The 21,478-nt window shown below is 52.3% G+C and carries 32 protein-coding genes; 30 read left to right on the top strand and 2 right to left on the bottom strand.

Annotated elements, in window-relative coordinates; genetic code table 11:
• Positions 1–9: 9 nt before the first annotated feature.
• From kefG to slyD, 4 genes are all read left to right on the top strand, one after another.
• Positions 10–561 carry a glutathione-regulated potassium-efflux system ancillary protein KefG gene (gene kefG, locus QSK07_RS18870; protein WP_033784144.1) on the top strand — a complete coding sequence of 184 codons (552 nt, stop codon included), beginning with the start codon at positions 10–12 and terminating at the stop codon, positions 559–561.
• Positions 562–2,370 carry a glutathione-regulated potassium-efflux system protein KefB gene (gene kefB / locus QSK07_RS18875; RefSeq protein WP_013359253.1) on the top strand — a complete coding sequence of 603 codons (1,809 nt, stop codon included), beginning with the start codon at positions 562–564 and terminating at the stop codon, positions 2,368–2,370.
• A gap of 23 nt (positions 2,371–2,393) precedes the next feature.
• Positions 2,394–2,588 carry a YheV family putative zinc ribbon protein gene (locus QSK07_RS18880; RefSeq protein ID WP_010253033.1) on the top strand — a complete coding sequence of 65 codons (195 nt, stop codon included), beginning with the start codon at positions 2,394–2,396 and terminating at the stop codon, positions 2,586–2,588.
• A gap of 197 nt (positions 2,589–2,785) precedes the next feature.
• On the top strand, positions 2,786–3,346 hold the full coding sequence (gene slyD / locus QSK07_RS18885; protein ID WP_009087618.1) for a peptidylprolyl isomerase: 561 nt from the start codon (positions 2,786–2,788) through the stop codon (positions 3,344–3,346).
• A gap of 97 nt (positions 3,347–3,443) precedes the next feature.
• Here slyD and QSK07_RS18890 read toward each other — a convergent pair whose 3' ends face one another.
• Positions 3,444–3,662, bottom strand: a complete 219-nt coding sequence (locus tag QSK07_RS18890) for a SlyX family protein (protein WP_013359251.1) — start codon at positions 3,660–3,662, stop codon at positions 3,444–3,446.
• Positions 3,663–3,931: 269 nt separating this feature from the next.
• Between QSK07_RS18890 and fkpA the strand changes: the two genes are divergently transcribed.
• The 11 genes from fkpA (at position 3,932) to bfr (ending at position 12,172) form a co-directional block, all read left to right on the top strand.
• Positions 3,932–4,777 carry an FKBP-type peptidyl-prolyl cis-trans isomerase gene (gene fkpA, locus QSK07_RS18895; RefSeq protein WP_013359250.1) on the top strand — a complete coding sequence of 282 codons (846 nt, stop codon included), beginning with the start codon at positions 3,932–3,934 and terminating at the stop codon, positions 4,775–4,777.
• Between the two features lie 166 nt (positions 4,778–4,943).
• The gene (locus QSK07_RS18900) at positions 4,944–5,666 is read left to right on the top strand and encodes a helix-turn-helix transcriptional regulator (RefSeq protein WP_275222230.1); all 723 of its coding nucleotides are present in this window, start codon (positions 4,944–4,946) and stop codon (positions 5,664–5,666) included.
• Positions 5,666–6,052 (top strand): sulfurtransferase complex subunit TusD, encoded by a 387-nt coding sequence (tusD, locus tag QSK07_RS18905; protein WP_275222229.1) that lies wholly within the window; start codon positions 5,666–5,668, stop codon positions 6,050–6,052. Before QSK07_RS18900 ends, tusD begins: the two co-directional genes overlap by 1 nt.
• Positions 6,052–6,411, top strand: coding sequence for a sulfurtransferase complex subunit TusC (gene tusC, locus QSK07_RS18910; RefSeq protein ID WP_285722299.1), 360 nt, complete (start codon positions 6,052–6,054; stop codon positions 6,409–6,411). Before tusD ends, tusC begins: the two co-directional genes overlap by 1 nt.
• A 9-nt stretch (positions 6,412–6,420) precedes the next feature.
• Entirely contained in the window at positions 6,421–6,708 is a 288-nt protein-coding gene (gene tusB / locus QSK07_RS18915; protein WP_098052228.1) for a sulfurtransferase complex subunit TusB, read from the top strand.
• A 124-nt stretch (positions 6,709–6,832) separates the two neighbouring features.
• Complete coding sequence (gene rpsL / locus QSK07_RS18920; RefSeq protein ID WP_003852912.1) at positions 6,833–7,207, top strand: 30S ribosomal protein S12; 375 nt, start codon at positions 6,833–6,835, stop codon at positions 7,205–7,207.
• A 96-nt stretch (positions 7,208–7,303) separates the two neighbouring features.
• The gene (gene rpsG / locus QSK07_RS18925; protein WP_009087603.1) at positions 7,304–7,774 is read left to right on the top strand and encodes a 30S ribosomal protein S7; all 471 of its coding nucleotides are present in this window, start codon (positions 7,304–7,306) and stop codon (positions 7,772–7,774) included.
• Positions 7,775–7,864: 90 nt separating this feature from the next.
• Entirely contained in the window at positions 7,865–9,979 is a 2,115-nt protein-coding gene (gene fusA / locus QSK07_RS18930) for an elongation factor G (protein WP_098052229.1), read from the top strand.
• Between the two features lie 68 nt (positions 9,980–10,047).
• Positions 10,048–11,232 carry an elongation factor Tu gene (tuf, locus tag QSK07_RS18935; RefSeq protein WP_098052230.1) on the top strand — a complete coding sequence of 395 codons (1,185 nt, stop codon included), beginning with the start codon at positions 10,048–10,050 and terminating at the stop codon, positions 11,230–11,232.
• Positions 11,233–11,403: 171 nt separating this feature from the next.
• Positions 11,404–11,598, top strand: a complete 195-nt coding sequence (gene bfd, locus QSK07_RS18940; protein WP_285722359.1) for a bacterioferritin-associated ferredoxin — start codon at positions 11,404–11,406, stop codon at positions 11,596–11,598.
• 100 nt (positions 11,599–11,698) lie between these two features.
• Positions 11,699–12,172, top strand: a complete 474-nt coding sequence (gene bfr, locus QSK07_RS18945) for a bacterioferritin (protein WP_285722310.1) — start codon at positions 11,699–11,701, stop codon at positions 12,170–12,172.
• Here the strand turns inward: bfr and QSK07_RS18950 are convergent.
• Positions 12,159–12,926 carry a prepilin peptidase gene (locus tag QSK07_RS18950; RefSeq protein ID WP_285722312.1) on the bottom strand — a complete coding sequence of 256 codons (768 nt, stop codon included), beginning with the start codon at positions 12,924–12,926 and terminating at the stop codon, positions 12,159–12,161. The genes bfr and QSK07_RS18950 overlap by 14 nt on opposite strands.
• Positions 12,927–13,319: 393 nt before the next feature.
• Between QSK07_RS18950 and rpsJ the strand changes: the two genes are divergently transcribed.
• The 15 genes from rpsJ (at position 13,320) to rplE (ending at position 21,473) form a co-directional block, all read left to right on the top strand.
• Entirely contained in the window at positions 13,320–13,631 is a 312-nt protein-coding gene (gene rpsJ / locus QSK07_RS18955) for a 30S ribosomal protein S10 (protein WP_001181005.1), read from the top strand.
• Positions 13,632–13,663: 32 nt separating this feature from the next.
• On the top strand, positions 13,664–14,293 hold the full coding sequence (gene rplC / locus QSK07_RS18960; protein WP_003850712.1) for a 50S ribosomal protein L3: 630 nt from the start codon (positions 13,664–13,666) through the stop codon (positions 14,291–14,293).
• Positions 14,294–14,303: 10 nt separating this feature from the next.
• Positions 14,304–14,909: a 50S ribosomal protein L4 gene (rplD, locus tag QSK07_RS18965; RefSeq protein ID WP_009087590.1), complete on the top strand. Its 606-nt coding sequence runs from the start codon at positions 14,304–14,306 to the stop codon at positions 14,907–14,909.
• Positions 14,906–15,208, top strand: a complete 303-nt coding sequence (gene rplW, locus QSK07_RS18970) for a 50S ribosomal protein L23 (protein ID WP_003850708.1) — start codon at positions 14,906–14,908, stop codon at positions 15,206–15,208. Before rplD ends, rplW begins: the two co-directional genes overlap by 4 nt.
• 17 nt (positions 15,209–15,225) lie before the next feature.
• Complete coding sequence (rplB, locus tag QSK07_RS18975) at positions 15,226–16,047, top strand: 50S ribosomal protein L2 (RefSeq protein WP_013359239.1); 822 nt, start codon at positions 15,226–15,228, stop codon at positions 16,045–16,047.
• A gap of 16 nt (positions 16,048–16,063) precedes the next feature.
• Entirely contained in the window at positions 16,064–16,342 is a 279-nt protein-coding gene (gene rpsS, locus QSK07_RS18980; protein ID WP_001138115.1) for a 30S ribosomal protein S19, read from the top strand.
• A 13-nt stretch (positions 16,343–16,355) separates the two neighbouring features.
• Positions 16,356–16,688 carry a 50S ribosomal protein L22 gene (gene rplV, locus QSK07_RS18985; RefSeq protein WP_008927136.1) on the top strand — a complete coding sequence of 111 codons (333 nt, stop codon included), beginning with the start codon at positions 16,356–16,358 and terminating at the stop codon, positions 16,686–16,688.
• A 17-nt stretch (positions 16,689–16,705) separates the two neighbouring features.
• Positions 16,706–17,404, top strand: coding sequence for a 30S ribosomal protein S3 (gene rpsC, locus QSK07_RS18990; RefSeq protein ID WP_008927135.1), 699 nt, complete (start codon positions 16,706–16,708; stop codon positions 17,402–17,404).
• 12 nt (positions 17,405–17,416) lie between these two features.
• Entirely contained in the window at positions 17,417–17,827 is a 411-nt protein-coding gene (rplP, locus tag QSK07_RS18995) for a 50S ribosomal protein L16 (protein WP_008927134.1), read from the top strand.
• Positions 17,827–18,018, top strand: coding sequence for a 50S ribosomal protein L29 (rpmC, locus tag QSK07_RS19000; RefSeq protein ID WP_003850146.1), 192 nt, complete (start codon positions 17,827–17,829; stop codon positions 18,016–18,018). Before rplP ends, rpmC begins: the two co-directional genes overlap by 1 nt.
• A complete protein-coding gene (rpsQ, locus tag QSK07_RS19005; protein WP_003850147.1) occupies positions 18,018–18,272 on the top strand; it encodes a 30S ribosomal protein S17 in 255 nt (84 codons plus the stop codon). Before rpmC ends, rpsQ begins: the two co-directional genes overlap by 1 nt.
• A gap of 349 nt (positions 18,273–18,621) precedes the next feature.
• A complete protein-coding gene (locus QSK07_RS19010) occupies positions 18,622–19,974 on the top strand; it encodes an 8-oxoguanine deaminase (protein WP_285722323.1) in 1,353 nt (450 codons plus the stop codon).
• A 248-nt stretch (positions 19,975–20,222) separates the two neighbouring features.
• Positions 20,223–20,594: a 50S ribosomal protein L14 gene (rplN, locus tag QSK07_RS19015; protein ID WP_006120590.1), complete on the top strand. Its 372-nt coding sequence runs from the start codon at positions 20,223–20,225 to the stop codon at positions 20,592–20,594.
• A gap of 10 nt (positions 20,595–20,604) precedes the next feature.
• The gene (gene rplX, locus QSK07_RS19020; RefSeq protein ID WP_003850150.1) at positions 20,605–20,919 is read left to right on the top strand and encodes a 50S ribosomal protein L24; all 315 of its coding nucleotides are present in this window, start codon (positions 20,605–20,607) and stop codon (positions 20,917–20,919) included.
• Positions 20,920–20,933: 14 nt separating this feature from the next.
• A complete protein-coding gene (gene rplE, locus QSK07_RS19025; protein ID WP_003850155.1) occupies positions 20,934–21,473 on the top strand; it encodes a 50S ribosomal protein L5 in 540 nt (179 codons plus the stop codon).
• The last annotated feature ends 5 nt before the right edge of the window (positions 21,474–21,478 follow it).

The raw sequence follows: 21,478 nt of genomic DNA on the forward strand, positions 1-21,478 counted from the left end.
AGGGAAAGGATGTCGCAGCCACCCAGGGTTTTGCTGCTTTATGCTCATCCGGAATCACAGGATTCGATCGCGAATCGGATTCTGCTACAGCCGGCTCAGGCACTGGAACACGTTACCGTGCACGATTTGTACGCGACCTATCCGGATTTTTTTATCGATATTCACTATGAACAACAGCTGCTGCGTGAACATGACGTCATCATTTTCCAGCATCCGCTCTATACCTATAGCTGTCCGGCGCTGCTGAAAGAGTGGCTGGATCGCGTTCTTTCACGCGGTTTCGCCAATGGTGTGGATGGCAATGCGCTGGAGGGCAAGTACTGGCGCAGCGTGGTGACGACCGGGGAGCCGGAAAGTGCCTTTAAACAGCAGGGTCTGAACCGCTATTCGCTCAATGACATTATGCGTCCTTTTGAGTTGACCGCGCAGATGTGCCGTATGCACTGGATGCCGCCGATGATCGTCTACTGGGCGCGTCGGCAGAGTCCGGAATTAATGAAAAATTATGCCCGCGCCTATGGCGACTGGCTGGCAGCACCGCTGCCGAATGGAGGGGTATAGATGGAAGGGCAAACGCTGCTGACCGCCGGGGTGATTTATCTGGTCGCGGCGGTATTGATTGTGCCGGTGGCGGCTCGCCTCGGTATTGGTGCTGTTCTGGGCTATCTGGTGGCGGGTATCGCTATCGGCCCCTGGGGTTTAGGCTTTATCAGCGACGTCGATGAGATTCTTCATTTCTCTGAGCTCGGCGTGGTTTTCCTGATGTTTATTATCGGGCTGGAGCTGAACCCGGCAAAGCTGTGGGCGCTGCGCCGCTCCATTTTTGGCGTCGGCGCGGCGCAGGTGATCTTCTCAGCGGCTATTCTGGGCGGCTTATTATGGCTGACCGACTTTAGCTGGCAGGCGGCAATCATCGGTGGAATTGGTCTGGCGATGTCTTCGACTGCCATGGCGCTGCAGCTGATGATGGATAAAGGCATGAACCGCAGCGAAGCCGGGCAGTTGGGCTTTTCGGTGCTGCTGTTTCAGGATATCGCGGTCATCCCGGCGCTGGCGCTGATCCCGCTGCTGGCCGGCACCGACAGCGGTCACATCGACTGGATGAAAGTCGGTATGAAGGTGCTGGCGTTTGCCGGCATGCTGGTGGGCGGACGCTATCTGCTGCGGCCGATCTTCCGTTACATCGCGGCATCAGGCGTGCGCGAAGTCTTTACCGCGGCGTCGCTGCTGCTGGTGCTGGGCTCCGCGCTGTTTATGGATGCGCTCGGGCTATCGATGGCGCTGGGCACCTTTATCGCCGGGATCCTGCTGGCAGAAAGTGAATACCGGCATGAGCTGGAAGTCGCTATCGATCCGTTTAAGGGGCTGCTGCTGGGCCTGTTCTTTATTTCGGTGGGCATGGCGCTCAACCTCGGCGTGCTCTATACCCATATTGTGACCATCCTGCTGGGCGTGGTGACGCTGGTGGCGGTGAAAACGCTGGTGCTCTATCTGCTGGCGCGCATTTATGGCCTGCGCAGTTCCGAGCGACAGCAGTTTGCTGGCGTACTGAGTCAGGGCGGCGAGTTTGCCTTTGTGCTCTTTTCAGCGGCCTCCTCGGCAAAGCTCTTCTCAGGCGATCAACTGCCGATGCTGCTGGTGACGGTGACATTGTCGATGATGACCACGCCGTTGCTGATGAAGGGTATCGACCGACTGCTGGCACGCCGCTTTAATGAGCCGGACGAAAATGCAGAGAAACACTTTGTTGAAGATGATCAGCCGCAGGTCATTGTGGTGGGCTTTGGTCGCTTCGGTCAGGTGATAGGCCGCCTGCTGATGGCGAATAACAAACGCATTACCGTGCTGGAACGCGACATCAGTGTAGTGAGTCTGATGCGTAAATATGGTTACAAGGTCTATTACGGTGATGCCACCGAGCTGGAGTTACTGCGTGCCGCCGGTGCAGCCAGCGCCCAGTCGATTGTGATCACCTGTAATGAGCCGGAGGATGTGATGACTATCGTGCATCTGTGCCAGCAGCATTTTCCGCAACTGCAGATTCAGGCGCGCGCCCGGGGCCGTGTGGAAGCGCATGAGCTGCTACAGGCAGGCGTCACCCAGTTCTCGCGTGAGACCTTCTCCAGTGCGCTGGAACTGGGTCGTAAAACATTGATGTCACTAGGGATGCATCCCCATCAGGCGCATCGCGCTCAGCAGCATTTCCGCCGGCTTGATATGCGGATGCTTCGCGAGCTGGTGCCAACGCTCTCTGAAAGCGCGGCACAGGCTTCACGCGTCCGTGAAGCGCGGCGTGAACTGGAAGATATCTTCCAGCGTGAAATGCAGCGCGAAAAGCGGCAGATCGACGGCTGGGACGATGATCAATAACCTTTTTAAGCAGGCAGAAGCTAATGCGTAAACGTTTTATTGCCGGTGCGACATGCCCGCACTGCCAGGAGAAGGACACGCTGGCGATGTGGCGTGAAAACAATGTTGATGTGGTGGAGTGCGTGAAGTGTGGTCATCAGATGCGTGAGGCAGATAAGCAGGCGCGCGATCAGGTTCGGACCAATGAGCAGGTTATCGGCATTTTCCATCCTGAATAGCGGAATCGGGCAGCTTTTTTCACGCTTAAACTTACAGCGGGATTGAATTCCGTTACAATTGACGCCATTAAGGCTGAAGTCGCAAGAGAAAGTGAAACCCCTCTTGCACTCAACCCCGAACCTTTCTGGTTGGTGTTATTGCACGCAAGAATAGACCAATGAGACGGGATCTCAGCTCTCAACGGTTAGGAGATATCATGAAAGTAGCAAAAGACCTGGTGGTAAGCCTGGCCTATCAGGTACGTACAGAAGACGGCGTGTTAGTTGACGAGTCACCGGTGAGCGCACCGTTAGACTACCTGCACGGTCATGGTTCCCTGATTTCTGGTCTGGAAAATGCGCTGGAAAACCACGTTGCCGGCGACAAGTTTGACGTGCATATCCCGGCAAACGATGCTTATGGTCAGTACGATGACAACCTGGTGCAGCGCGTGCCTAAAGACGTCTTCATGGGCGTTGATGAACTGCAGGTTGGCATGCGCTTCCTGGCAGAGACCGATCAGGGTCCGGTACCGGTAGAAATCACCGAAGTGGAAGACGATCACGTCGTGGTTGATGGTAACCACATGCTGGCGGGCCAGAACCTGAACTTCAACGTTGAAGTGGTTGCTATCCGTGAAGCCACACCGGAAGAGCTGGCTCATGGCCACGTTCACGGTGCAGATGGCCATCATCATGACCACGATCACGGCCATGATCACGACCACGACCACGGTAAAGGCGGTTGTGGTACTGGCGGTTGCGGCTGCAGCCACTAAGTCTCAACAGACCTTTCAAGGCCACCTTTGGGTGGCCTTTCTTTTGGCTGATACTCTGGTTCGGCCCGGCTGAGCCAGGGCCAGACACCGCCAGCCATCAGTAGTGTGGCGGTGGCGTCTCTTCAGACTGCGAGGCGACCATCGATGGCGCATTCGCTTTGAGCTTGTCGGTTAAAATGCGCATCTGCTCACGCATCTTGTTCATCTCCAGCTCGTGCTGAACCACCGCGCTGTTCAGCTGCTCAATGGTCATCTCCTGAAAGGCCAGTTTACTTTCTAACGTCTCCAGACGCTGTTCCCACTCAGATTGTTGCATGACCTGTTCCTCTGTTAAGGTGCGACTCAGGGCGTGATTCTACGACCTGAATGCCAGGAATCACCTGTTTTTTTCACGCCCGGAAGCGTTGCGCTTGAAAAAAGGCAGCGCGGCATCATCTCTGATGAAACTTCCCGATGTTATGAGGGTCGGAGGTAGACCGGGTAATTACATTGTGGGAGTGTTCGACACTGCCACGTAAAGTTATAGTGTGGGCCCTGAAGTCCGCAATGTTTCCCGAGGTTAGACGCTTCGGTTTTGGAGAATGGATGAAATCACTGTTTAAAGTCACATTGTTAGCTACCACTATGGCTGTTGCACTGAATGCATCAATGGCAATGGCAGCAGACACCGCTGCGGCGCCACAGGCTGCACCAGCCGCCGCGCCACAGTCCGCGCCTCAGGCACCTAAGAATGCGGCTTTTAAAGATGAAGACCAGCAGTCTGCCTACGCACTGGGTGCTTCACTGGGTCGCTACATGGACAACTCCCTGAAGGAGCAGGAAAAACTGGGCATCAAACTGGATAAGCAGCAGCTGATTGCTGGTGTTCAGGATGCGTTTGGTGGCAAGAGTAAACTGTCTGATGAAGAGATTGAGCAGACACTGCAATCCTTTGAAGGCCGCGTGAAAGGCGCAGCCTCAGCGAAAATGGAAAAAGATGCGAAAGAGAACGCTGAAAAGGGCGACGCTTTCGCAACCAAATTTGCTAAAGAGAGCGGCGTGAAGAAAACCGAAAGCGGCCTGCTGTATAAAGTTGAGAAAGAAGGTACCGGCGACGCGCCTAAAGACAGCGATACAGTCGTGGTTAACTACAAAGGTACGCTGATCGACGGTACTGAATTTGACAACTCTTATACCCGTGGCGAGCCACTCTCATTCCGTCTGGATGGCGTGATTCCAGGCTGGACTGAAGGTCTGAAGCACGTGAAGAAAGGTGGCAAGATCAAGCTGGTGATCCCACCGAATCTGGCTTACGGCAAAAATGGCGTTCCGGGCATCCCGGCTAACTCCACCCTGGTCTTTGATGTTGAACTGCTTGATATCAAACCCGCGCCTAAAGCAGATGAAAAAGCACAGGCCCCTGCGCCTGCTGCTGCAGAAAAAGCGCAGTAATCTGCTGACCGCCGCCTCCGGGCGGCGGTTTCATTTTAGCTTCACGACAAACCTCTGGCATAAGCCGACGACATTTGCCAGACTAATGCCTGCCTAATTATCCCAATATTGAGTCTGCCCATAAGCCGCTGTGACAGGCTCCAGCCATTCAGGGTGATACTCTTCAATGTCTAATCCATTCAATCCGGGTGAACTGAGCGACTTCGATCTTCTGGAGCAGCGCCCGTTCGAAGAAACTGATTACGATATTCTGAAATCGTACGAGGCTGTCGTGGATGGCCTGGCGATGTTGATCGGCTCGCATTGTGAAATTGTCCTGCATTCGCTTGAAGATCTGAAGTGTTCGGCCGTGCGTATCGCCAATGGTGAACACACTGGTCGTAAAGTCGGTTCGCCGATTACCGACCTGGCCCTGCGTATGCTGCATGATATGCATGGCGCGGACAGCAACGTGTCACGTGCCTATTTCACGCGTGCCAAAAGCGGCGTGCTGATGAAGTCGGTCACCATCGCGATTCGTAACCGTCAGCAACGGGTTATTGGCCTGCTCTGTATCAACATGAACCTGGATGTGCCGTTCTCACAGATCATGTCGACTTTCATGCCGCCAGAAATGCAGCAGGTTGACTCTAACGTCAACTTCGCCAGTTCGGTCGACGATCTGGTGATGCAGACGCTGGAGTTCACTATTGAAGAGGTGAGCGCGGATCGCAATGTATCGAACAACGCCAAGAATCGCCAGATTGTGCTGAACCTGTATGAGAAGGGAATCTTCGACATTAAAGATGCCATCAACCAGGTAGCTGAACGGCTGAACATCTCGAAGCACACCGTCTATCTCTACATTCGTCAGTTTAAAAATGGCGACTTCCAGGGACAGGATCGGTAATGCGCTATACCCTGCTGGTCACCGGCCCGGCTTACGGGACGCAACAGGCGACCAGTGCATATCTGTTCGCCCGCGCGCTGCTGAAGGCGGGTCATCAGCTTGACAGCGTATTCTTCTATCGCGAAGGGGTGCTGAACGCTAACCAGCTCACTGCACCGGCCAGCGATGAGTTTGATCTGGTACGCGCGTGGCAGACATTACATCAGGAGCAGGGTGTGGCACTGAACATCTGTGTAGCGGCTGCGCTGCGGCGTGGTGTCAGCGATCAACAGGAAGCGGCCCGACTCCAGCTGGCGGGCAGTAACCTGCAGCCGGGTTTTACCCTGAGCGGGCTGGGTGCGCTGGCAGAAGCGGCGCTGACCTGTGAACGTATGGTGCAGTTCTGATGAATCGTGTCGCATTTGTCTTTACCCGGGCACCGCACGGTAGCAGTGCAGGGCGCGAGGGGCTGGATGCCGCGCTGGCTACGGGCGCACTCAGTGAAGATATCGGCCTGTTTTTTATTGGTGATGGCGTACTGCAGCTCAATCTGCACCAGCAGCCTGAGGCGATTAAGAGTCGTCACTATGCCGCGACCTTTGGCGTGCTGGCACTGTATGACATTGAACAGTGTTATCTCTGCCAGACATCGCTGATAGCGCGTGGGTTAGCGGTTGACGCTGACCGGTTGCTGAATGTTACGCTACTGGACGCGCCGGAGCTGCGGCAGACGCTGGCCAGCTATGATCGCATTCTGACTTTCTGAGAGACGTTAATGCTGCACACTTTAATGCACTCACCGGCACATTGTGATCTTGAGACTCTGCTGCTCATGACGGGAGCAGGTGATGATCTGCTACTGCTGCAGGATGGCGTGCTGGCTGCCCTGGCGGGCAGTCGCGCCCTGGCGCAGTTGTCAGCGTGTAAAGCAACGCTATGGGTGCTTGCTGAGGATGTCCAGGCGCGCGGACTCAATGAGCAAATTTCGAGCAGCGTGCAGTCAGTAGACTATACTGGCTTTGTCACGCTAACGATCAGGCATCCGCAGCAAATGGTCTGGTAATCGGCTAAAACCTGGTTATTTCTTGACACCCCTTTGACTCAGCCCTAAAATTCTGCCTCCTCGTAATTCTACGAGGCGATTTATTACGTGTTTACGAAGCAAAAGCAAATCCAGGAGCTATTTAATGGCAACAGTTAACCAGCTGGTTCGCAAACCACGCGTCCGCAAAGTTGCAAAGAGCAACGTGCCGGCGCTGGAAGCTTGCCCGCAAAAACGTGGCGTTTGTACTCGTGTGTACACCACCACTCCTAAGAAACCAAACTCCGCACTGCGTAAAGTCTGCCGTGTGCGTTTGACCAACGGTTTTGAAGTTACCTCCTACATCGGCGGTGAAGGTCATAACCTGCAGGAACACTCCGTGATCCTGATCCGTGGCGGTCGTGTAAAAGACCTGCCAGGTGTGCGTTACCACACCGTTCGTGGCGCGCTGGACTGCTCAGGTGTTAAAGACCGTAAGCAGGCTCGCTCCAAGTACGGCGTGAAGAAGCCAAAGGCTTAATGGTTCTCCGTTAAGTAAGGCCAAACGTTTTAAATTAAATGTCATAATAAACTCATAGAGTTTTGGACAATCCTGAATTAACAACGGAGTATTTCCATGCCACGTCGTCGCGTCATTGGTCAGCGTAAAATTCTGCCAGATCCTAAGTTCGGATCAGAGCTGCTGGCCAAATTTGTAAATATCCTGATGGTAGATGGTAAAAAATCTACTGCAGAATCAATCGTTTATACCGCGCTTGAGACCCTGGCTCAGCGTTCAGGTAAAAACTCCCTGGAAGCTTTTGAAGTAGCGCTGGAAAACGTGCGTCCGACTGTCGAAGTTAAGTCACGTCGCGTTGGTGGTTCTACTTATCAGGTACCAGTTGAAGTCCGTCCGGTTCGTCGTAACGCCCTGGCAATGCGCTGGATCGTAGATGCTGCTCGTAAACGCGGTGATAAATCAATGGCTCTTCGCCTGGCGAACGAACTTTCTGATGCTGCAGAGAACAAAGGTACTGCAGTGAAGAAACGTGAAGACGTTCACCGTATGGCTGAAGCCAACAAGGCGTTCGCTCACTACCGCTGGTAACAGTCGCGTAGTTGTTAAACCAGCGGGCGCCCAAAGGGCCAACCCGCTGGGGTTGACTAATTTTGAACGTCCGAAAAACCGAGGAATCAAATGGCTCGTAAAACACCCATTGCTCGCTACCGTAACATCGGTATCAGTGCGCACATCGACGCCGGTAAGACTACCACTACCGAACGCGTTCTGTTCTACACCGGTGTAAACCACAAAATCGGTGAAGTACATGACGGCGCAGCAACCATGGACTGGATGGAGCAGGAACAGGAACGTGGTATTACCATCACTTCCGCTGCGACCACCTGTTACTGGTCTGGTATGGCTAAGCAGTTTGAACCACACCACATCAACATCATCGACACCCCAGGACACGTTGACTTCACCATCGAAGTTGAACGTTCTATGCGTGTGCTTGATGGCGCAGTAATGGTTTACTGTGCAGTTGGTGGCGTTCAGCCACAGTCTGAGACCGTATGGCGTCAGGCTAACAAATATAAAGTTCCACGCATTGCGTTCGTTAACAAAATGGACCGCATGGGTGCTAACTTCCTGAAAGTTGTTAATCAGATGGAAGTTCGTCTGGGCGCAACTCCAGTTCCTCTGCAGCTGGCTATCGGCGCAGAAGAGAAATTCACCGGTGTTGTTGACCTGGTGAAAATGAAAGCAATCAACTGGAACGACGCAGACCAGGGTGTAACCTTCGACTACGAAGACATTCCAGCTGATATGCAGGAACTGGCTGAAGAATGGCATGCGAAGCTGGTTGAAGCCGCTGCTGAAGGCTCTGATGAGCTGATGGAGAAATTCTTCGGTGGTGAAGAACTGACTGAAGAAGAGATCAAAACATCTCTGCGTAAGCGTGTTCTGAACAACGAAATCATCCTGGTAACCTGTGGTTCTGCATTTAAGAACAAAGGTGTTCAGGCGATGCTGGATGCCGTTGTTGAATATCTGCCAGCACCGACTGACGTTACCGCGATTAACGGTATGCTGGACGACGGTAAAGACACGCCGGCTGTTCGTCACTCAGACGACAACGAGCCGTTTGCTGCACTGGCGTTCAAAATCGCTACTGACCCGTTTGTAGGTAACCTGACTTTCTTCCGCGTTTACTCTGGTGTTGTTAACACCGGTGACACCGTGTTCAACCCGGTTAAGTCAAACCGTGAGCGTCTGGGCCGTATCGTTCAGATGCACGCTAACAAGCGTGAAGAAATCAAAGAAGTCCGTGCGGGTGATATCGCAGCTGCGATCGGCCTGAAAGATGTGACCACTGGTGACACCCTGTGTGACCCAGATAACGTCATCATCCTTGAGCGCATGGAGTTCCCGGAGCCGGTAATCTCTATCGCCGTTGAACCAAAAACCAAAGCTGACCAGGAAAAAATGGGTCTGGCTCTGGGACGTCTGGCGAAAGAAGACCCATCATTCCGCGTATGGACTGATGAAGAATCTAACCAGACCATCATCGCGGGTATGGGTGAATTGCACCTCGACATCATCGTTGACCGCATGAAGCGTGAGTTCAACGTTGAAGCAAACGTGGGTAAACCACAGGTTGCTTACCGTGAAGCGATTCGCAACAAAGTTACCGATGTTGAAGGTAAACACGCCAAGCAGTCTGGTGGTCGTGGTCAGTATGGTCATGTTGTTATCGACATGTACCCACTGGAGCCAGGTTCGAACCCGAAAGGTTACGAATTTGTCAACGACATCAAAGGTGGTGTGATTCCTGGTGAATACATCCCTGCGGTTGACAAAGGTATCCAGGAGCAGCTGAAATCAGGCCCTCTGGCTGGTTATCCGGTTGTGGATCTGGGCGTGCGTCTGCACTTCGGCTCTTACCATGATGTCGACTCCTCAGAACTGGCGTTTAAACTGGCCGCGTCTATTGCCTTCAAACAAGGCTTTAAACAAGCGACACCTGTTCTGCTTGAGCCTATCATGAAGGTTGAAGTTGAAACGCCAGAAGAGAACACGGGTGATGTCATCGGTGACCTTAGCCGTCGTCGTGGTATGCTTAAAGGGCAGGAATCTAACGCTACTGGCGTTCAGATTCACGCTGAAGTTCCGTTGTCTGAGATGTTCGGATACGCAACTCAGCTGCGTTCTCTGACCAAAGGTCGTGCTTCTTACTCCATGGAGTTCCTGAAGTATGACGATGCGCCGAACAACGTAGCGCAGGCCGTTATTGAAGCTCGTAGCAAATAAGCTACGGTTTAAATTTGAACTGATGCCTTCATCCAGATGGTGAAGGCACAACGTAAGGAATTATCGCCATGGCGAAAGAGCAATTTCAGCGTAACAAACTGCACGTAAACGTGGGCACCATCGGTCACGTCGACCACGGTAAAACCACCCTGACTGCAGCTATCACCACCGTACTGTCTAAAACTTACGGCGGCCAGGCGCGTGCATTCGATCAGATCGATAACGCACCAGAAGAGAAAGCCCGTGGTATCACCATCAACACTTCACACGTTGAATATGAAACCCCGACTCGTCACTACGCTCACGTTGACTGCCCAGGCCACGCCGACTATGTGAAAAACATGATCACCGGTGCTGCGCAGATGGACGGCGCGATTCTGGTTGTTGCTGCGACTGATGGCCCGATGCCACAGACCCGTGAGCACATCCTGCTGGGTCGTCAGGTTGGCGTTCCTTACATCATCGTGTTCCTGAACAAATGCGACATGGTTGATGATGAAGAGCTGCTGGAACTGGTTGAGATGGAAGTTCGTGACCTGCTGTCAGCCTATGACTTCCCAGGCGATGACACGCCAATCGTTCGTGGTTCTGCGCTGAAAGCGCTGGAAGGCGACGCTGAGTGGGAAGCGAAAATCATCGAACTGGCTGAGCACCTGGACAACTACATCCCAGAACCACAGCGTGCGATCGACATGCCGTTCCTGCTGCCAATCGAAGACGTATTCTCAATCTCTGGCCGTGGTACCGTTGTTACCGGTCGTGTTGAGCGCGGCATCGTTAAAGTCGGCGACGAAGTTGAAATCGTAGGTATCAAAGATACTGCGAAATCAACCTGTACCGGTGTTGAGATGTTCCGTAAGCTGCTGGACCAGGGTCAGGCAGGCGAAAACTGTGGTGTTCTGCTGCGCGGTATCAAGCGTGAAGACATCCAGCGTGGCCAGGTTCTGGCTAAGCCAGGCTCAATCAAGCCACACACCCAGTTCGAGTCAGAAGTTTACGTTCTGTCTAAAGACGAAGGTGGCCGCCATACTCCGTTCTTCAAAGGTTATCGTCCACAGTTCTACTTCCGTACAACTGACGTAACCGGCTCAGTAGAGCTGCCAGAAGGCGTTGAAATGGTTATGCCAGGCGACAACATCAAAATGGTTGTTACCCTGATCCACCCAATCGCAATGGACGAAGGTCTGCGCTTCGCAATCCGCGAAGGTGGCCGTACCGTTGGCGCGGGTGTTGTTGCTAAAGTTATCGCTTAATTGTGATATCTGCTGTGGTCGTGCAAACGGCCACTGCAACACAGTGAAAAGAGCACTTCGGTGCTCTTTTTTTGGCTCTGAAAATGGCCATGACCCTGCAAAGGGTAGGTTTGAAATAAAAACGATTCGCATTTACACTGTGTGCAGAAAATGTACCCGAGTGATGAATCAATGTACGTCTGCCTGTGTAATGCCATCAGTGATAAAACCCTTCGTGAAGTTGTGCGTCGCTATCAGCCCAAATCTATTCAGCAACTGCGCCAGTTTGTACCGGTAGGCAAACAGTGTGGCAAATGCGTTCGTGCTGCGCGTGAGATTATGGATGAAGAGATGCACCATGCCCCACTCTATAAAGAGATAGCCTGACTGACCCTGGATGTGTGAATACCCACAATATCTGTCGCGTTTTTTTGACTTCTTTTTAACCACATCTACGCTCTAATAAACCAGACGCGGAGGGTTAACAATGAAGGGCGATATCAAAGTTATCAGTCATCTTAATAAACTGCTTGGAAATGAACTGGTTGCCATCAACCAGTACTTTCTGCATGCGCGCATGTTTAAAAACTGGGGGCTGACACGCCTCAACGATGTGGAGTATCACGAATCGATCGACGAGATGAAGCATGCGGACAAATACATTGAACGCATTCTCTTTCTTGAGGGCATTCCAAATCTTCAGGATTTGGGACGTCTGCGTATTGGTGAAGACGTCGAGGAGATGCTGAGTTGCGACCTGAATCTGGAGCTGGAAGGCGCTAAGGATCTGCGTGAGGCCATCTCCTATGCTGACAAGGTACATGACTATGTCAGCCGTGATATGATGATTGAAATCCTGGCTGATGAAGAGCATCACATCGACTGGATTGAAACGGAACTTGAATTAATCCAGAAGATGGGTATCCAGAACTATCTGCAGGCTCAAATCATAGAAGAGTGAATCGCGTCTGGAGCACGATCGTTACCCAGCCCGCAATGGCCAGGAAAGGGCCAAACGGCAGCGGGCTGTTCTCCTGAATTGACCCTCGTAGTTTCAGCATCACGATTGCCGTCAGCGCCAGAAAAGTGCTAACCAGCGCAATCCAGGGTAGCGCCTGCCACCCACAGCATGCGCCTAACGCCGCGAAAAGCTTCATATCACCATAACCTAATCCCTCGTAGCCCCGAACCTGCCGATAACTCCAGGCGAGCAGCCATAATGTACAATAGCCCGACAGGGCGCCCCATATCGCTGCTGTTTCATTGCCGGTCATGGTGGCGTGAAGTAATCCCAGCCAGAGCAGCAGATAGCTGAGCGGGTCAGGTATACAGAAGTGGTGGCGATCAATGGCAGCCACCATAAGCAGCAGGCTGGAGGCAGTAATGACGAAGATAGCGTCGGCAGGATCGGTGAAGCTTTGCAGTACCAGCAGGCAAAGTATTGCGACCAGCCATTCAGTGATAAAGCTTTCTGCACTGAACAGATGATGACAGAAGCGGCACCGACCTCTTAACCGTGGCCAGCTAATCAATGGCAGCGTATCGCGCCATAGCAGGCGCTGCTGACAACAATCACACCGTGAACCGGGAAAGCAGAGTGCGATAAACCACTGAGCGGGTGAGAGGGCAGGTGAGAAGCGCACACAGGCCAGCGAAAGAAAGCTTCCCAGTACGCCTCCGCCAGCGAGTGCTGCGAATTGAGTGGTCAGTGACATGATGTTGCTCCGGATGAGAGGTTCAGATCACTTTCATCGGCTTCTTATTCTGTGTCACCCATGGATACATAACGGCGGAAAAGTGCTCGCAACAAAGTTTGTGGTTTAACCGCTCTGCGACACTGCATTGCGACGCGTGCCGCACGAACCGGCCACTATTTAACAGGGAAAACCGCAACACGGGTTGCTTCCTGAGCAGATTTACGTATAATGCGCGGGCCTGCAGATATTGCAGGCGCGATTCGAGCAGAATCGCAGACGGCTAAAATATAGGCCGCCTGACAATACTCCCAATTGGGGAGTTATATGCTGAACGATTACACTCTCCCATCAATCGTAATGGGCTCGAGTAGTAATTTTTTTCGTCTATAAAAAGTTTGGAGCTCTGGTCTCATGCAGAACCAAAGAATCCGTATCCGTCTTAAAGCGTTTGATCATCGTCTGATCGATCAATCAACCGCGGAAATCGTTGAGACCGCCAAGCGCACTGGTGCGCAGGTTCGTGGTCCAATCCCGCTGCCAACCCGCAAAGAGCGTTTTACCGTTCTGATCTCTCCGCACGTTAACAAAGATGCGCGTGATCAGTACGAAATCCGCACTCATAAGCGTCTGGTAGACATCGTTGAGCCAACTGAAAAAACGGTTGATGCTCTGATGCGTCTGGATCTGGCTGCCGGTGTTGACGTGCAGATCAGCCTGGGTTAATCAGGTCATCGAGCGATTGAGAGGTTGAAACAATGATTGGTTTAGTCGGTAAAAAAGTGGGCATGACCCGCATCTTCACTGAAGATGGCGTTTCTATCCCCGTCACCGTAATCGAAGTTGAAGCGAACCGCGTTACTCAGGTCAAAGGCCTGGAAAACGATGGTTACCAGGCAATTCAGGTTACCACCGGTGCTAAAAAAGCAAACCGTGTGACCAAACCTGAAGCGGGTCATTTTGCTAAAGCTGGCGTTGAAGCTGGCCGTGGTCTGTGGGAATTCCGCACCGCTGAAGGTGAAGAGTACTCTGTAGGTCAGAGCATTAGCGTTGAGATTTTCGCTGAAGTTAAGAAAGTTGACGTAACCGGTACCTCTAAAGGTAAAGGTTTCGCCGGTACCGTTAAGCGCTGGAACTTCCGTACCCAGGACGCTACTCACGGTAACTCCTTGTCTCACCGCGTTCCGGGTTCGATCGGTCAGAACCAGACTCCGGGCAAAGTGTTCAAAGGCAAGAAAATGGCAGGTCAGCTGGGTAATGAGCGCGTAACCGTTCAGAGCCTGGACGTAGTACGTGTTGACGCTGAGCGCAACCTGCTGCTGGTTAAAGGTGCAGTTCCCGGTGCTACCGGTAGCGACCTGATCGTTAAACCAGCTGTGAAGGCGTAAGGGGATAGCAATGGAATTAGTATTGAAAGACGCGCAGAGCGCGCTGACTGTTTCCGAAACTACCTTCGGTCGTGATTTCAACGAAGCGCTGGTTCACCAGGTTGTTGTTGCTTACGCATCTGGCGCCCGCCAGGGTACTCGCGCGCAGAAAACCCGCGCCGAAGTAACCGGTTCAGGCAAAAAGCCATGGCGTCAGAAAGGCACCGGCCGTGCGCGTTCAGGTTCTGTTAAGAGCCCGATCTGGCGTTCAGGTGGCGTGACCTTCGCTGCGAAGCCGCAGGACCACAGTCAAAAAGTTAACAAAAAGATGTACCGCGGCGCGCTGAAAAGCATCCTGTCCGAACTGGTACGTCAGGACCGTCTGATCGTTGTCGAATCATTTGCTGTAGAAGCACCGAAAACCAAGCTGCTGGTACAGAAACTGAAAGACATGGCGCTGGAAGACGTGCTGATCATCACCGGTGAACTGGATGAGAATCTGTTCCTGGCTGCGCGTAACCTGTACAAGGTTGACGTGCGTGATGCATCCGGTATCGACCCAGTTAGCCTGATCGCCTTCGACAAAGTCGTTATGACTGCTGATGCAGTTAAGCAAGTTGAGGAGATGCTGGCATGATCCGTGAAGAACGTCTGCTGAAAGTACTGCGCGCGCCGCACGTATCTGAAAAAGCATCTAGCGCGATGGAAAAAACTAATACCATCGTTCTCAAAGTTGCTAATGACGCGACCAAAGCAGAGATCGTTGCTGCTGTTGAGAAACTGTTCGAAGTAGAAGTTAAAGACGTAAACACCCTGGTAGTTAAGGGCAAAGTTAAGCGTCAAGGACAGCGTATCGGTCGTCGTAGCGACTGGAAAAAAGCTTACGTCACCCTGAAAGAAGGCCAGAATCTGGACTTCGCTGGCGGCGCTGAGTAAGTCGGAGGAGAAAGACAATGGCAGTTGTTAAATGTAAACCGACATCTCCGGGTCGTCGCCATGTAGTTAAAGTGGTAAACGCGGAGCTGCACAAGGGCAAACCATTTGCCCCGCTGGTAGAAAAAAACAGCAAATCCGGTGGCCGTAACAACAATGGTCGTATCACTACCCGTCATATCGGTGGTGGTCACAAGCAGGCTTATCGTATTGTTGACTTCAAACGCAACAAAGACGGTATCCCGGCAACCGTTGAACGTCTTGAGTACGATCCGAACCGCTCTGCGAACATCGCACTGGTTCTGTACAAAGACGGCGAACGCCGTTACATCCTGGCCCCTAAAGGCCTGAAAGCCGGCGACCAGATCCAATCTGGCGTTGATGCTGCGATCAAAGCAGGTAACACACTGCCGATGCGTAACATCCCGGTGGGTTCAACCGTGCATAACGTAGAAATGAAACCAGGCAAAGGCGGTCAGATTGCTCGCTCAGCCGGTGCTTACGTGCAGATCGTTGCGCGTGAAGGTTCTTACGTTACCCTGCGTCTGCGTTCAGGTGAAATGCGTAAAGTCGAGTCTGACTGCCGCGCAACACTGGGCGAAGTCGGCAACGCTGAGCATATGCTGCGCGTTCTGGGTAAAGCTGGTGCAGCCCGTTGGCGTGGTGTTCGTCCGACCGTTCGTGGTACCGCGATGAACCCAGTTGATCACCCGCACGGTGGTGGTGAAGGTCGTAACTTTGGTAAGCACCCGGTAACTCCGTGGGGCGTTCAGACCAAAGGTAAGAAGACCCGTAGCAACAAGCGTACTGATAAATTTATCGTACGTCGCCGTAGCAAATAATATTAGAGGATAAGCCATGCCACGTTCTCTCAAGAAAGGTCCTTTTATTGACCTGCACTTGCTGAAGAAGGTAGAGAAAGCGGTGGAAAGCGGTGACAAGAAGCCTTTGCGCACTTGGTCCCGTCGTTCAACGATCTTTCCTAACATGATCGGTTTGACCATCGCTGTCCATAATGGTCGTCAGCACGTTCCTGTCTTTGTTTCCGACGAAATGGTTGGTCACAAACTGGGTGAATTCGCGCCGACACGTACTTATCGCGGTCACGCGGCTGATAAAAAAGCCAAGAAGAAATAAGTAGGAGGAAGAGATGGAAACTTTAGCTCAACATCGCCACGCTCGTTCTTCTGCTCAGAAGGTTCGCCTTGTTGCTGACCTGATTCGCGGTAAGAAAGTGTCGCAGGCACTGGACATTTTGACCTACACCAATAAGAAAGCGGCTGTACTGGTCAAAAAAGTTCTGGAATCTGCCATTGCTAACGCCGAACACAACGATGGCGCTGATATCGACGATCTGAAAATCACGAAAATTTTCGTTGATGAAGGTCCGACCATGAAACGCATTATGCCGCGTGCCAAAGGTCGTGCAGATCGCATCCTGAAGCGCACCAGCCACATTACTGTGGTTGTGTCCGATCGCTGAGACTCTGGAGACTAGCAATGGGTCAGAAAGTACATCCTAATGGTATTCGCCTGGGTATTGTAAAACCATGGAACTCTACCTGGTTTGCGAACACCAACGAATTCGCTGACAACCTGGACAGCGATTTTAAAGTACGTCAGTTCCTGACTAAAGAACTGGCTAAAGCATCTGTCTCTCGTATCGTTATCGAGCGTCCAGCGAAGAGCATCCGTGTGACTATTCACACCGCTCGTCCAGGCATCGTTATCGGTAAGAAAGGCGAAGATGTAGAAAAACTGCGCACGGTCGTCGCGAAAATCGCTGGCGTTCCTGCACAGATTAATATCGCCGAAGTCCGCAAGCCGGAACTGGACGCGAAACTGGTAGCTGACAGCATCACTTCACAGCTGGAGCGTCGTGTGATGTTCCGTCGTGCTATGAAGCGTGCAGTTCAGAACGCCATGCGTCTTGGCGCGAAGGGTATTAAAGTTGAAGTTAGCGGCCGTCTGGGTGGCGCTGAGATCGCACGTACCGAATGGTATCGTGAAGGTCGCGTGCCATTGCACACACTGCGTGCTGACATTGACTACAACACCTCTGAAGCGCACACCACTTATGGTGTAATCGGCGTTAAGGTATGGATCTTCAAAGGTGAGATCCTGGGTGGTATGGCTGCTGTTGAACAACCGGAACCGGCTGCTCAACCTAAAAAGCAGCAGCGTAAAGGCCGTAAGTAAGGAGAGTCGCTGATGTTACAACCAAAGCGTACGAAATTCCGTAAAGTGCACAAAGGCCGTAACCGCGGTCTGGCTGCGGGTACGGATGTCAGCTTCGGTACTTTCGGTCTGAAAGCTGTTGGCCGTGGTCGTCTGACTGCTCGTCAGATCGAAGCAGCACGTCGTGCTATGACCCGTGCAGTTAAGCGTCAAGGTAAGATCTGGATCCGAGTATTCCCGGACAAACCGATCACCGAGAAGCCGCTGGAAGTGCGTATGGGTAAAGGTAAGGGTAACGTAGAGTATTGGGTTGCCCTGATCCAGCCTGGTAAAGTCCTGTATGAAATGGACGGCGTACCAGAAGAGCTGGCCCGTGAAGCATTCAAGCTGGCAGCAGCAAAACTGCCTATCAAAACCACCTTTGTAACTAAGACGGTGATGTAATGAAAGCAACTGAGCTGCGTGAAAAAAGCGTTGAAGAGCTGAACACTGAGCTGCTTAATCTGCTGCGTGAGCAATTTAACCTGCGCATGCAGGCAGCATCTGGCCAACTGCAGCAGACTCATCTGCTGAAACAGGTTCGCCGTGATGTTGCACGCGTTAAGACTTTACTGACTGAGAAGGCGGGTTCGTAATGACCGATAAAATCCGTACTCTGCAGGGTCGTGTAGTAAGTGACAAAATGCAGAAATCTGCAGTTGTTGCTATCGAACGTTTTGTGAAACACCCGATCTACGGCAAATTCATTAAACGTACGACCAAGCTGCACATCCATGACGAGAACAATGAATGTGGAATTGGTGACGTGGTAGAAATCCGCGAATGCCGTCCACTGTCCAAGACTAAATCCTGGACCCTGGTTCGCGTAATCGAGAAAGCGGTTCTGTAATAAGAATTGTATTCTCTGAGGAAACCCTCTGCTTCGGCAGGGGGTTTTTTTTTGCCTGTAATTGGGGGTTGATCCATTTGTGCCTGTGACAGAGCAGATTTGATGGTCCTCAAAAATCTAGCAGATCGTCAGGTCTAAGCTGAGACGGTTCAGGCAATGAGGCCTGAAAGCTGCGGGCCATAGAGGTCCGGGTTATCATTACTGTACAAGGAAATGTGCTGTGAAAATGGAGAGTCCTGACCGCTTACGCCGGTCATTGATAAAGCTGCCACTGTTACCTGCGATTAGCTCTGCCAAAAGCTTGCCGCTATTATCGGGTAGCACACAATCACAACCCACAGGCAATAGCATGGAACGAACTCTGTTACTGAAGAATGCTGAATGCGTGGTCTGCATGGATGCCGACCGGCGGGAAATACGGAACGCCAGTATTCTGATTAAAGGAAATCAGATCGTTGCGGTCGGGGAAGCAGGCTCGTTACCCGGTAGCGCAGATGAGATTATCGATTTGCGGGGACACATTGTTATACCTGGCCTGATTAATACGCATCATCACATGTATCAGAGCCTGACCCGGGCTATTCCTGCGGTACAAAACGGCGAACTGTTCAACTGGCTGACCCACCTCTACCCACTATGGCAGAATCTGATACCTGAGATGATTCATATCTCAACGCAGATTTCGATGGCCGAGTTAATGCTCTCCGGTTGTACCACCACCAGTGACCATCTCTATGTCTACCCTAACGGCTGTAAGCTTGACGACAGCATTGAGGCTGCAGCGTTAATGGGCATGCGTTTCCATGCCAGCCGGGGCAGCATGAGCGTCGGTAAATCCCTGGGTGGCCTGCCGCCTGATTCGCTGGTTGAGAATGAAGCTGCCATCCTCAGGGACACGCAGCGCGTGATTGAGCGCTATCACGATGACAGCCACGGCTCGATGTTACGCATCGTGGTGGCACCATGTTCACCGTTCTCGGTCAGTCGTGAGCTGATGAAGCAGTCCGCTGCACTGGCACGCAGCTTCAAAGTCTCAATGCATACTCATCTGGCGGAGAACGACAGCGATATCCGCTATAGCCGCGAGAAATTCAACATGACGCCAGCGCAGTACGTTGAGGACCTCGGCTGGGTAGGGCCGGATGTCTGGCATGCACACTGCGTAAAACTGGATCAGCATGGTATGGAGCTCTTTGCCCGCACCGGAACCGGCGTTGCACACTGTCCCTGTTCAAACATGCGTCTCGGTTCGGGTATTGCACCAATACGCCACATGTGTGATGCCGGTGTCCATGTCGGTATGGGCGTGGATGGGTCAGCCTCCAATGACAGCTCAGACATGATGGCAGAGGTACGTCAGGCGATGCTGTTGCAACGCGTGGGTTTCGGCCCGGATGCGATGACGGCACGTCAGGCTCTGGAGCTGGCGACGCTGGGTGGAGCAAAAGTGCTGAATCGCGACGACGTGGGCGCCATTGCACCGGGGATGATGGCTGACTTAGCGATCTTTGACCTGAATCGCATTGGTCTTGCCGGGGCAGGGCACGATCCTGTCGCCGCTCTGGTGTTCTGTCATCCGGGGCAGGTCTCTTACAGCATCATCAACGGAAAAGTCAGGGTGCGTGACGGACAACTGGCCGGAATTGAACTGCCAGCCGTGCTGCATCAGCATAACCAACTGGCCAGAAAATTGGTTAGTTGAGTCAGAAGGGCACTTTATTAGGGAGGCGACGAAAAATAAGGCAGATTACATTTGCTACTGTTCGCACTATTCCCTAGAATACGCCCTCCCTGTCATCAGGGAAAATCAGCGGCTCGATTGAGAGCCGTTTATTTTTTCTACCCATCTGTGAGAACCGGTGTTACAATGCCGCGCCCTCAATTATGGGGCTTTCTAACGACCTGAGGTTTAGGTCCCGAAGTAGTAGTTGACATTAGCGGAGCACTAAAATGATCCAAGAACAGACTATGCTGAACGTCGCCGACAACTCCGGTGCACGTCGCGTAATGTGTATCAAGGTTCTGGGTGGCTCGCACCGTCGCTACGCAGGCGTCGGTGACATCATCAAAGTTACCATCAAGGAAGCAATTCCTCGTGGTAAAGTCAAAAAAGGTGATGTCCTGAAGGCGGTAGTGGTGCGCACCAGGAAGGGTGTTCGTCGCCCGGACGGTTCTGTCATTCGCTTCGATGGTAATGCATGCGTTATTCTGAACAATAACAGTGAGCAGCCTATCGGTACGCGTATTTTTGGGCCGGTAACTCGTGAACTTCGTACTGAAAAGTTCATGAAAATTATCTCTCTGGCACCAGAAGTACTCTAAGGAGCGAACAATGGCAGCTAAAATCCGTCGTAACGACGAAGTTATCGTGTTAACCGGTAAAGATAAAGGTAAGCGCGGTAAAGTTAAGAATGTCCTGTCTTCTGGTAAGGTCATCGTTGAAGGTATTAACCTGGTGAAGAAACATCAGAAGCCGGTTCCGGCTCTGAACCAACCAGGCGGCATCGTTGAAAAAGAAGCTGCTATTCAGGTTTCTAACGTTGCACTGTTCAACGCGGCAACTGGTAAGGCTGACCGTGTAGGCTTTAGATTCGAAGACGGCAAAAAAGTCCGTTTCTTCAAGTCTAACAGCGAAACTATCAAGTAATTTGGAGTAGTACGATGGCGAAACTGCATGATTACTACAAAGACGAAGTAGTCCAGAAACTCATGACAGAGTTTGGCTACAATTCTGTCATGCAAGTCCCTCGGGTCGAGAAGATCACCCTGAACATGGGTGTTGGTGAAGCGATCGCTGACAAGAAACTGCTGGATAACGCAGCAGCTGACCTGGCAGCAATCTCCGGTCAAAAACCGCTGGTCACCAAAGCACGCAAATCAGTTGCAGGCTTCAAAATCCGTCAGGGCTATCCGATCGGCTGTAAAGTAACTCTGCGTGGCGAGCGCATGTGGGAGTTCTTTGAGCGTCTGGTCACCATTGCAGTTCCACGTATCCGTGACTTCCGTGGCTTGTCCGCTAAGTCATTCGATGGTCGTGGCAACTACAGCATGGGTGTACGTGAGCAGATCATCTTCCCAGAAATCGACTACGACAAAGTCGATCGCGTTCGTGGTTTGGATATCACCATTACCACTACTGCGAAATCTGATGATGAAGGCCGTGCTCTGCTGGCTGCCTTTGACTTCCCGTTCCGTAAGTAAGGTAG

Origin of the sequence: Pantoea sp. QMID4 (assembly GCF_030270445.1) — a bacterium.
In the GTDB taxonomy this organism is placed as follows: domain Bacteria; phylum Pseudomonadota; class Gammaproteobacteria; order Enterobacterales; family Enterobacteriaceae; genus Pantoea; species Pantoea vagans.